Source organism: Lactobacillus kefiranofaciens (assembly GCF_900103655.1).
Lineage (GTDB): Bacteria > Bacillota > Bacilli > Lactobacillales > Lactobacillaceae > Lactobacillus > Lactobacillus kefiranofaciens.
Genome location: NZ_FMXC01000049.1, coordinates 1 through 10,929, shown reverse-complemented (window position 1 = coordinate 10,929; position 10,929 = coordinate 1). Strand labels below are relative to the sequence as shown.

Genomic DNA, 10,929 nt, shown 5'->3' with positions numbered 1-10,929 from the left:
AAAGATAGCTTGTTCAATTGTTTGTTCTTTAAACTTCTTAGAATAAACCCGCTTTCTAGTATTCAAAATATTTGTTCCATGCATATCAATCAATCTAAGCATGTAATCCAGATTAGCTAAGTTCATTTTATATGCTTTTGACAACTGACAGATTGAGATTTTCTCATCTTTCCATTTACGATAAATTTCTATCTTTTGTTCTTTATTAAATTTAGACATAGTAAAAGACCTAAAAGTGTCTCACTTTTAGGTCTCACTTCAATTAGGCCACCGCCCATGTATGGAGCCATATCCATCGCGTTGATTTCGTTGAAGGTTAACCAGTAACGAACCTTGCCCTTGTAGTGGTTCATGACGATATCAGAGTAGTGAACAAAGGCATCGATCAAATGACGATCCTTCCAGCCACCGAAGCGAGTAATCAATGAAAGTGGGGTTTTCATAGTGAGACAAAGTCACTAATGGCTCAATATCATATTTGGCACATTCATCAAATACCTTGTCGTAAAAGGCCAAGCCTTCTTCATTAGGTTTTTCGTCGTCACCATTAGGCAAGATTCTGGACCAGTTCATTGATAATCTGAAGACATCAAAGCCCATTTCGGCCATTAATTTAATATCTTCCTTATAGTGATGGTAAAAATCAGTTCCTTGGTGACTTGGATAGTAGTAACCATCAAGCATAGTTGGTACAGAGCCTTCTGGCAATTTGAAGTCTTGCCCCCATACAAGAGGAGTAGCACCAGTTTCGCCGTTAGGCTTTTTCCAAGTTACTTTACGAGGTTCAGTTGCTGAACCATTAGTTAAAACGTCAACGGCATTTAAACCTTTGCCGCCTTCGTATTGGTTGGCAGCTGTAGCGCCGCCCCAAGTAAATTTATTGTTAAATGACATAGATTACCTCTAAAAACGATTATTATCTAGTAAGACATAGTCACGAGTATCGTAACGATTACGGCTGACTGAATATTCAATCGGCTGACCGTTGGTTAACCAAATGATTTGCTCTAATTCGAGCATTGGATCATCTGATTTAGCATCTAAATATTTGATATCATATTTGTCAGGTTTTGCTGCACGAATCTTACGATAAGCATGACCAAACTTTAAGTGAAGTTTTTGGTGAATGTAGTTATAAATAGAGGAATGAAGTATTTTTTCATCTAAGTCAGGGACTAATTTAACGGGCATAAAGGTATGCTCAATAATTAATGGTTTCTCGTCATAGTTTCTTAACCTAACAATATTGTAGATTGGTTCATTGCGCTTTAAGCTGAGATTATTTTGCATTTGTGGATCAGGAAATTCCACTGAAAAATGCAGAATATCACTCTTAACTTTATCCTTGCCTAATTGATTCTGTAAACCTGTAAATGCATTCGCTGGTGTATCAGTGGGAGATTTAATAGGAATATCACCGGCTACAAATGTACCTAAACCAGATTGTTTATAGATTAATCCTTGTCTTTCCAAACCATCGAAAGCTTTTTTAACTGTTAAGCGACTAACATTAAATTCTTGTGCAAATGCTTCTTGGTCGGGAAGAGGTTCTTCCTTACTATAGACATTATCTGTAATGCGTTTCTTTAACTTCTCAGCGACCTCTAAATATTTTGCTCTTGCCATGTTTTATCATCCGATTTCTAACTAGATTTTATACTTTTACCTCTATTTTAAAACAAACATCTATACTTTATCAAAAAAGAGATGTCATTTTACTATTAATTTATAGCTTGATGACATCTCTTTTAATTGTTGATTAATTAATTACAGCTTTATTTGTTAGCAGCTGCTTCCTTTTGCTCCTTAGCAAGTAAGACCTTATCGTATTTACGAGCGAATGGCCAGTAAATTGCAGTTGAGATCAACAGAGTACAGAATTGCCAGATAGCCATCTTCCAACCACCAATTAAGAAACCGGAGATAACGGCTGGAGTTGTCCAAGGAGCGGCAACACCGTTAAGTGGTGGAACAATACCAGTCTTAATTACTAAGTAAGTTGATGCAGCAACTACTAATGGAGTTAAGAAGAATGGTACAGCAAGCATAGGGTTCATAACGATTGGCAAACCAAAGAGGAATGGTTCGTTAATGTTAAAGATACCAGGAACTAATTCCAACTTACCGATTGACTTCAATTGAACTGATTTAGTAGCAATTAAAGTGAAGATAACTAAACCAATAGTGATACCTGAACCAGTCAAGTTAATGAAGTTGTTGTAGAATTCATTAGTAACGATGTGAGCACCTTGTGCTAATGAAAGTTTGCCTTCAGCAAATAATCTAGCGTTATCAGCAGTGTTAGCTTGAAGCATTGGAGCAACAAGTGAACCCATGATTAAACCACCGTGGACACCGAAGAACCAGAAGAATGGAATAAGGAAACCAATGGCAATCGCACCACCGAATGAGTCTGAAATACCTTGAAGAGGAATTTGTAAAGTGTTGTAAATCCAGTTAAGGAAGTCAGTGTGTGCAAATACGTTGAAACCACCGTAGATTAACATTGAACCAGTAAGGATAACACCTGAAGGAATCATAGCAGTAAATTGGTTAGATACTGCTGGTGGAACTTGAGCTGGCATCTTAATAGTCCAACCAGCCTTCATGATCATCGTGTAAATCCAACCGACAAGTAAACCAACGATAATTGCGGCGATCATACCGTCACCGCCCATCCACTTAGTGTTAATAACACCAGTAACAGGTGATTCAAGGAATGCTTGTAAGGCATGTGGCAACTTGTCGATGTTTTCAGTGACAACTTTACCACTCATAGCACCATTGTTGATACCAGCAGTCAAAGCAGCCTTTAATGGGTTGTCAATTGATAAGTTTTGTAACATTAAGAATGCAGCAGCAGAGGTAAGACCAGGTGCTAAAGGTTCATAATTTTCATTCTTAACATAAACGTAGGCAATACCGATAGCTGCCCACAAACCCATCATCTGGAAAGTGGTGTTATTTGCTTGAGCGAAAACTGCACCTCAACCAGAATTGTTAATTGCATTAGCAACAGCTGGAATAGGGATGTTACCTAAAATCAGGAAGATAGACCCGATAATAATGAATGGTAATGAGTAAACTATACCATTTTGCAAAGCGGTAATAGCCTTCGTGTTAACGAATTTCATAATTGGCGGCATAATGTGTTGGTTAACCCACACGCCAAAGCCAGATTGTTTTTTATCAGCCATTATAATTCATCTCCATTATCTTTAAGTACCTTTTGGAACCAGTAGAATGATTTCTTAGGTACACGTTTTAAATCTTTTAAATCATGATTTGAACTGTTGACATATACAGCACCGTAGCGCTTTTCCATATCAGCATGGGAACTTGGAATATCAATTAAACCCCAGCCGAGATAACCAAGTACTTCGACACCGTCATCAAAAATAGCGTCTTTCATAGCTTTGATATGATCTCGGTGATAAGCAATACGCTCATCATCTTCGATCATATGCTCGCCGTCCCAAGTTTCCTTGAGGCCAATACCATTTTCAATAGGGAAAATAGGGATGCGGTAGTAGTTGTACATTGTAGTAATTGCATTCCTAAATCCTAGTGGATCAATTGCCCAGCCCCAATCGTTTGTCTTAACATATTTGGATTCAACTCCGCCTTTGTTAAGGTAACGGTTAGGAGCTTCACCTTCAGGAATTTTATTGCTGGATAAAACCCAGGATGAATAGTAAGAAAATGCTAAGAAGTCAGCTTTAGCTTTCTTCATTATTTCTTTATCTTCATCTGTAATGTCCATTTCAATGCCATGATTTTTAGCATATTGCATTACTTCTAGTGAATAACCACGTCCAGTGTCAGCATCGTAAATATTAAAGTTTAAAAACTCTTGTACTTGCTTTGCTGCCCAAACATCTTCGGGTTTACTCGTTGCTGGATAAATTTGTTGGTAAGCAAGCATTCCACCGATTTTTACATCTGAGTAATTTTCATGGATGTAATTTGCTAATCGGATATGACACATCATCGTATGATGGAAGATAGTGTACATATCGTCCAAACTCTTATCTCCAGATTCGTAACCTGAAATATTAAAAACTTCATCTTGGAAATATAGATTATGTTCATTGAAAACAATCCAATATTTCACTCGATCACTAAAATGATCGATCATTTTTTTACCAAAACGGACAAAGGCGTCAACTACATGCTGTGACATAAAGCCATTGTACTTTTGGGCTAAGTTGAGTGGCATATCAAAGTGGTAAAGACAGATCATTGGTTGAATGCCACGTTTAAGCATTGCATTAACTAATCGATCATAGAAGTCAATACCTTTTTGATTGAAGTCGCCGTCACCGTCGGGACAGACACGAGACCATGAAATTTGAATACGGTACATGTTCATGTTCTTCAGTAAGTCGAGGTCTTCATCATATCTATGATATTCATCAATTGCTACATGCCAGTCACTAGTATTGTCAGTAGCAGGTCGGACATCATAGACTGAAAGACCCTTGCCGTCTTCATTCCATGCACCTTCAGTTTGCATACTTGAAACTGAGTTGCCCCAAAGGAATGTAGATGGCAAGGGCCTTTCAGAGATTTAAATAACAGTTAGCGTTTAGCTATTTAATGATGTATTTGTTCAAAATTTGCAACTGCACCGCGTAAGTTTGCATCACTCTTTAATTTGCAAAGAACAATTTCTGGTTTAATGCTGTCTGGATTAAATTGCTTCCGTAATTTTTCTATTTCTTGATTTAATAATGGAATTAATTCTGGATTGTTGGAAATTCCACCACCAATTACTATTTTTTCAGGGTCAAAACTTTGTTGAACATTATAAATTGCTAGGGCTAGGGAGTGAATTAAAGTTTGACGTTCATCACTAGCTACAGGATCATCTTCATCTGCTAAAGCGAAAACTGTTTTTCCATCAAGTTTTTTACCAGTTCGCTTATTGTAGCGTTTAGCCATAGCAACTGGAGAGGCTAGATCACTTACTGATTCGGTGCCAATTACCATGTAACCAAATTCACCACCGAATAGGTGAGCACCGTGCCATACTTTTTGATTAATAATTAAAGCACCGCCAATACCTGTTCCGATTACGAAGAAAGCCATACTGTCGCAGTTTTTGCCAGCACCTTCTGCTAATTCACCTAAAGCAGCTGAATTGGCATCATTTTCCATGGAAATTGGTAGTTCGAAACGTTTTTCCAATTCATCAGCAATTTTAAAATTATGAATGTATGGTAGGGCACTCGTGCCGCCAATGACACCTGTCTGTTGATTTACGGCACCTGGTGCAGAGATTGCGACACCTTCAATTTCTGTATCTTTTTTAATCTTATTTACTTCATCTGTTAAAATAGCATAAAAATGTTAAAATAGCATAAAAATTTTCTGGATCTTTAGGTGTATCTACAGCATGTTTGTTTTGTAACTTGCCGTCTTTCCAAGTAGCAATTTTAATTGTGGTACCACCAATATCAATAGCAGCTAAATTCATGATTCATTCTCCTTAGTAAAAATATATACTTTTAAGACTAATCATAATTATATTTAAAAGCGTTGTCAATGGAAACTGTGATGTTAAAATAAAGTAAATAGATTATAGGAGGTCAATTATGGTTAACCCAATTTTTACAAATAGAAGAGCAGTTAGAAGCTTTAAGAAAGAAGCAGTTGCCGAACAAGATATTCAGAATATGATTGCTGCTTTTCAAACATCACCATGTGGAATGCATCAAGCGGATGTGATGAACTTGGTGGTCGTAAAAGATGAAAGTTTACGTGCCAAAATCGAGCAAGCTACATCAAACTCTTGTTATGGTGCTCCAGTATTATTTATTTTAAATACCAAAAAAGAGAGCGAATTTGGTGAGCGAGATGCATCTGTAGCAGCGGAAAATATCATGCTGGAAGCAACAGATTTAGGTTTAGGCTCAGTTTATATCATGGGTGGCGCTGAAAGGCTAAATGACTTTGCTGAACTGCAAAAAGAATTAGGTATTGATCCAGAGTTTCAAACTACGGTTATTGTTGCCGTTGGTAAAACTGCTGAGGAGCCTGAAGCAACTGATCGTTCTAAGAGATATCAGGTAACAATTTTTTGATTTTTTATGAAACTTGGCGCATTAGCTCTTATTTTCGCTTAAATTGTTATTTATAAATTTTTTAGCATATAATATTCTTAATGAATAAAGAAGCTGGAGAAAATATGAAAAAGAAAAAGCAGTCTTCAGTAAAAAAGGCTGTTCCTAAGAAAAAAGAAGTTAAGAAACCAAAGAAAATTAAGCCTAAAAAATCAAATAAGGTTAAGAAGAGTAAAAAGGTAAGTAAACCTAAGAAAAAGGTTGTTAAAGTTACTCCTTGGAATCAAAACAAAAATAAAAAGCTGCAAAAAGCAGTAAATAAATGGGGTGCTAAAGCTAGTCAAGTATATCGTTATTATGATGGTGCTCATTCTTTGAAAACTAAAAAGGGACCAATTTATCCTGATATTTTTAAGCAAAGCAAATTTGTATTAAACAAAAAGACTATCCAAATTGGTTACAGTCCATTAGGCAAAGATAAGTACCAATATAATGTGGTAGCTATTGCCAATGATGACTTTAAGTCTTGGCACAATACTTAATCTGTTCTGCTTAAAGAATAAGAAACCAGTGATTTTATTGGATCAATCTAAAAATGGCAATCCAATTGTAGTCAAAACTGTGAAGGATAAGAATTTAAATCAAATATTTGAGCAGATTTATCGTTAATTTATTTTTGAAGATAAAACAAAAAAGCATGTGGAATTCCACATGCTTTTTGTTGAAATTGTACTAGATTAACTCGAAATTAATCGTGGTCAACGTCATCTGGGAAGAATGCAAGACGTTCGCCGCCATCAAGTTCTTCTTCGATTTCAAGTAAGCGGTTGTACTTTTCAACACGTTCTGAACGAGCTGGAGCACCAGTCTTCAATTCGCCACCGTTTACAGCAACGGCTAAGTCAGCGATGAAGGTGTCACCAGTTTCACCTGAACGGTGAGAAATCATGGTGTTGTAACCGTTCTTACGTGACATACGAACAGTTTCAAGGGTTTCAGTAACAGTACCGATTTGGTTCAACTTGATTAATGAAGCGTTGCCGGCACCTTCCTTGATAGCCTTCTTCAAAAGTGCTGGGTTAGTACAAATGAAGTCGTCAAGAACGATTTGGATACGGTCTTTGTGGCTCTTAGTGAACTTAACCATACCGTCAACATCGTTTTCGTCGTATGGGTCTTCCATTGACATTAATTCTGGGAATTCGTCCAAAAGCTTTTCGTAGTATGCAGCTAATTCTTCATCGTCAAGGACCTTGCCTTCAAGGTGGTACTTGCCGTCTTCCTTGTTGTAGAAGTATGAAGCAGCACAGTCACATGCAATACCGATATCTTCAGCAGGCTTGTAACCAGCCTTGATGATTGATTCGTGTAATGCCTTCAAAGCTTCTTCTGAGTTCTTCATGTTAGGTGCGAAACCACCTTCGTCACCCAAGCCAGTTTCGTAACCCATGTCTTCAAGAACCTTCTTCAAGGTGTGGTATACGTTAACAATCTTTTCGAAACCATCACGGAATGAAGTCTTCTTGATTGGAGTAATCATGAATTCTTGGATGTCGATACCGTTGTCAGCGTGTTCACCACCGTTGATAACGTTGTGGAAAGTTTGTGGCATTTCAAGGTCAATACCGCCAAGGTAACGGTAAAGAGGTTGATGTGAGTCCTTAGCTGCAGCAACAGCACAAGCCATTGATACACCTAAGATAGCGTTAGCACCAAGACGACCCTTGTTTGGAGTACCGTCTAAGTCGATCATAGTTTGGTCGATCTTAGCTTGGTCATGAGCATCCATACCCTTTAAAGCCTTAGCAATTTCAGTGTTAACATTGTTAACAGCCTTTGAAACGCCTTTGCCGCCAAGACGTGAACCACCGTCACGTAATTCAACAGCTTCATTTTCACCGGTTGAAGCACCTGATGGAACTTCAGCCTTACCTACGACACCGTTTGAAAGAGTAACGAAAGCTTCAACAGTTGGGTTACCACGTGAGTCAAAGATTTCGAGTGCATGTACATTTTCAATAACTGATTTGAGCATTAATAAACCTCCTCAAAAATTATGGCATGTATTAAAAATTTGCATACCATACGGAACAATTTTTGCTCCGCTTTACACTTCAAATTTTAGCCTAACTTTGTGACGGTGTAAACATATGAAAGCGGTTTACATTGTAAATTTTCGTAAATAGAATTAAAAAAGACTATACTGAAGTAGTATAATATATGTATGTTAATTAGTTTAAAAATAAGGAATTTAAAAAATGGAAAATATTAAATTAATTGTTGATTCCAGTTCAAATATGGAGACCAATCAAGCGGCTAATTTAGAAGTGGTGCCGCTGACTATTTCATTTGGTAGACAAGATTATATTGATAATGAACAACTTAATCTCAAAGATTTTTTAACTAATATGAATAGTAACCGAATAGCTGGCAAGACCACTTGTCCTAGTATTCAAACGTGGCTTAATGCACTGGAAGGCAGTGAAAAAGCAATCATCGTGACCATGACTAGCGGAATGAGTGGAACTTTTTCTTCAGCGCTTCAGGCAAAAGCAATTTATGAAGAAAAACATCCCGATAGCCAGATAGTGGTAGTTGATTCGAAAAGTGCTGGTCCTGAATTAGCTATTGTAATTCATGGTATTGAAGAAATGCTTCAAAGCGAGATTCGGTTTGTAGATCTGGAGGAAGAAATAGCACGATTCAGGATGCATACACATTTATTGTTTGTTTTGCAGTCACTCCATAACCTATCTTTGAATGGTCGTGTTTCTCCAGCTGTAGCTAAAATCGCTGGCTTGTTAAAAATTAATTTAATTGGGACTGCCAGTAAGGAAGGAAAACTTGAGCCGTTGGCCAAAGCGCGTGGCGTGAAAAAAGCTATTCGTGAAATTATAAAGTATATGGAAAAAGATAAATATCAAGGCGGTGAAGTAATTATTGATCATTGTGAAAATGAGAAAGACGCTAATACGATTAAAGAAAAGATTTTAGCTAATTATCCTAATGCTCAAGTATCGATTCGTCCAATGCACGGACTTTGCAGCTTCTATGCTGAAGAGGGCGGCATTATGGTTGGTTTTCATGAATAAGAAAAAAGGATTTGGAATGTATTAAATTAACATTCCAAATCCTTTTAATTTTGCTTAAATTCGTCCTTATGTCTAATTAGGTAAACAATCGTTGCTACAATTAAGACTAATGCGCCGACGATGAATGAAATTCGGGTATCTGGATTGATAAACATAAAGACCACGATTACTAGTAGCATTAGAAAGGCAAAGTAATTTGAAAAGGGATAAAGCGGCAGCTTGAAAGGATGTTGTTTGATAATCTCTTTATTGTTTCTTCTAAATCTTAATTCTGCTAACAAGATCACAAACCACGGAATCATCCCCGGTAAAACAGATGAGCTGAAGACAATTACGAAGAGGTCTGAAGCAGAATGATTAAATTGCTCAGAATCATTGATAATACTTGATTTTTGGTAGAAAAACAGATTTAACGCTTTTGATAATTGCTTCTTGCGGATTAGCAACTTCTCCAGCTGAAATTCCCAGTAATTCAATTCCTTCGTATGAACCAACAATAATCGACATTGAGAAGAAGAACCCTTTAATGCCACCGGTGAAGAAACCGCCATGTGCCCAGAGATTGCTAAAGCCAGTTGGTTTGCCGCCATTGCCAACTCCGAAAAAGATGACGATGAAGCCTAGTATAATCATTAAAATAATAGTAATTACTTTAATCATGGCAAACCAGAATTCAAGTGAAGCGTAAGCTTTGGCACTGGCTAAATTCGCAATTAGCAAAAATGCAATGATAATAATTCCTGACCATAAGGCACTAATATTGGACCACCAATATTTTAAATATTCAGTGGCAGCGACTACTTCTGACATGCCAACCACAATATATTCAAAAACATTGGCCCATTCTGCTAAATATCCGGCTAAGGGATGTACATACTCAGTTGCGTAATCTGCAAAAGAACCAGTTCCTGGATTGATATAGAGCATTTCTCCTAAAGCTCGCATTACAATATACAAAATTAGTCCTACAAACATGTAAGCTAGTAAAACTGAAGGACCAGTCCATTTAATAGTTGATGTAGACCCCATGAATAAGCCGACCCCGATGGCGCCACCAAGAGAAATCATCTCCATTTGACCGGCAGTCATCGTACGACTCAGTTGAGGTGCATTATTCTTTTTTCCCATTTCTCAACTCTCCATAAATTAATCTATCCTATATTAAGCATCGCAATTAATTTAATTTTTATTTAGTTGTTTTGTCAAGGAAAAATAAAAAAACTACTATGAAATTAATCATATATAAGGAGTGTACAGGATTTGAACCTGCGCGCCAAGGAAAAACTTGGTTCGCCGGATTTCGAGTCCGGTGCATTACCACTCTGCCAACACTCCATAACCTTATCTATTATAACCTATTTTTCAAAATAATCCATAAGAAGTAAAAATATTATTAATTTTGTGTAAAGAATAGTATTATTTACGCGTGGTGCTAGTTAAATCGTTTTAGTTAATATAGACTCAAGTTGTAGTATCAAAAAGAAAAGAGTCTGATCTGATTGAACTGCCTTAAGCGTTTTAGCCACCATTTACAAGTTAGTTTTAAAGATTTAGTGATAATTTGTCGGCACTGGTATCGTTTGTATGCACCGGCTGAGTTTACTCATCGGCGAAATATTGATCAAATTAAAACTACGGACAGTCTGATTTTGGCTTTACTTATCTGGCAAGCTAAGACAGGAATTGAATCACAAAGAAGATTCTGTGAATGTTTCAATTGTTTATCACACTCACGTTTTAATCGACGTTCACGTCAGCTATTGCAATTGATT

5 protein-coding genes, 1 tRNA gene and 7 pseudogenes are annotated in these 10,929 nt (G+C 37.0%); 4 read left to right on the top strand and 9 right to left on the bottom strand.

All coding sequences use genetic code 11. The annotated features are described in order from the left end of the window. The 6 genes and pseudogenes from BLP58_RS10770 to BLP58_RS10745 form a co-directional block, all read right to left on the bottom strand. Positions 1–219, bottom strand: a pseudogene (locus tag BLP58_RS10770) (IS3 family transposase); the annotation flags it as partial. Between the two features lie 38 nt (positions 220–257). Further along, positions 258–894, bottom strand: a pseudogene (locus BLP58_RS10765) (family 1 glycosylhydrolase); the annotation flags it as partial. Positions 895–903: 9 nt separating this feature from the next. Beyond that, positions 904–1,626: a GntR family transcriptional regulator gene (locus tag BLP58_RS10760; RefSeq protein WP_013854259.1), complete on the bottom strand. Its 723-nt coding sequence runs from the start codon at positions 1,624–1,626 to the stop codon at positions 904–906. Between the two features lie 149 nt (positions 1,627–1,775). Continuing rightward, positions 1,776–3,197 (bottom strand): annotated as a pseudogene (locus tag BLP58_RS10755) (PTS sugar transporter subunit IIC). Beyond that, the gene (locus BLP58_RS10750; RefSeq protein WP_025084324.1) at positions 3,197–4,570 is read right to left on the bottom strand and encodes a glycoside hydrolase family 1 protein; all 1,374 of its coding nucleotides are present in this window, start codon (positions 4,568–4,570) and stop codon (positions 3,197–3,199) included. Before BLP58_RS10750 ends, BLP58_RS10755 begins: the two are co-directional and overlap by 1 nt. 26 nt (positions 4,571–4,596) lie before the next feature. Continuing rightward, a pseudogene (locus BLP58_RS10745) lies at positions 4,597–5,479 on the bottom strand (ROK family protein). 118 nt (positions 5,480–5,597) lie between these two features. On the opposite strand from BLP58_RS10745, the gene BLP58_RS10740 reads away from it, so the two are divergent. Both BLP58_RS10740 and BLP58_RS10735 read left to right on the top strand, forming a co-directional pair. Next, positions 5,598–6,086 (top strand): nitroreductase family protein, encoded by a 489-nt coding sequence (locus BLP58_RS10740; protein ID WP_013854257.1) that lies wholly within the window; start codon positions 5,598–5,600, stop codon positions 6,084–6,086. Between the two features lie 80 nt (positions 6,087–6,166). After that, positions 6,167–6,734, top strand: a pseudogene (locus BLP58_RS10735) (DUF4767 domain-containing protein). Between the two features lie 79 nt (positions 6,735–6,813). Here BLP58_RS10735 and eno read toward each other — a convergent pair. After that, complete coding sequence (gene eno, locus BLP58_RS10730) at positions 6,814–8,100, bottom strand: phosphopyruvate hydratase (protein ID WP_013854256.1); 1,287 nt, start codon at positions 8,098–8,100, stop codon at positions 6,814–6,816. 223 nt (positions 8,101–8,323) lie between these two features. On the opposite strand from eno, the gene BLP58_RS10725 reads away from it, so the two are divergent. Beyond that, entirely contained in the window at positions 8,324–9,157 is an 834-nt protein-coding gene (locus tag BLP58_RS10725; RefSeq protein ID WP_013854255.1) for a DegV family protein, read from the top strand. Between the two features lie 44 nt (positions 9,158–9,201). On the opposite strand, the pseudogene BLP58_RS10720 reads toward BLP58_RS10725, so the two are convergent. Both BLP58_RS10720 and BLP58_RS10715 read right to left on the bottom strand, forming a co-directional pair. Beyond that, positions 9,202–10,285: pseudogene (locus tag BLP58_RS10720) on the bottom strand (amino acid permease). A gap of 117 nt (positions 10,286–10,402) precedes the next feature. Continuing rightward, positions 10,403–10,492, bottom strand: a tRNA-Ser gene (locus tag BLP58_RS10715). A 164-nt stretch (positions 10,493–10,656) separates the two neighbouring features. Here BLP58_RS10715 and BLP58_RS10710 point away from each other — a divergent pair. After that, positions 10,657–10,929 (top strand): annotated as a pseudogene (locus BLP58_RS10710) (IS982 family transposase); the annotation flags it as partial.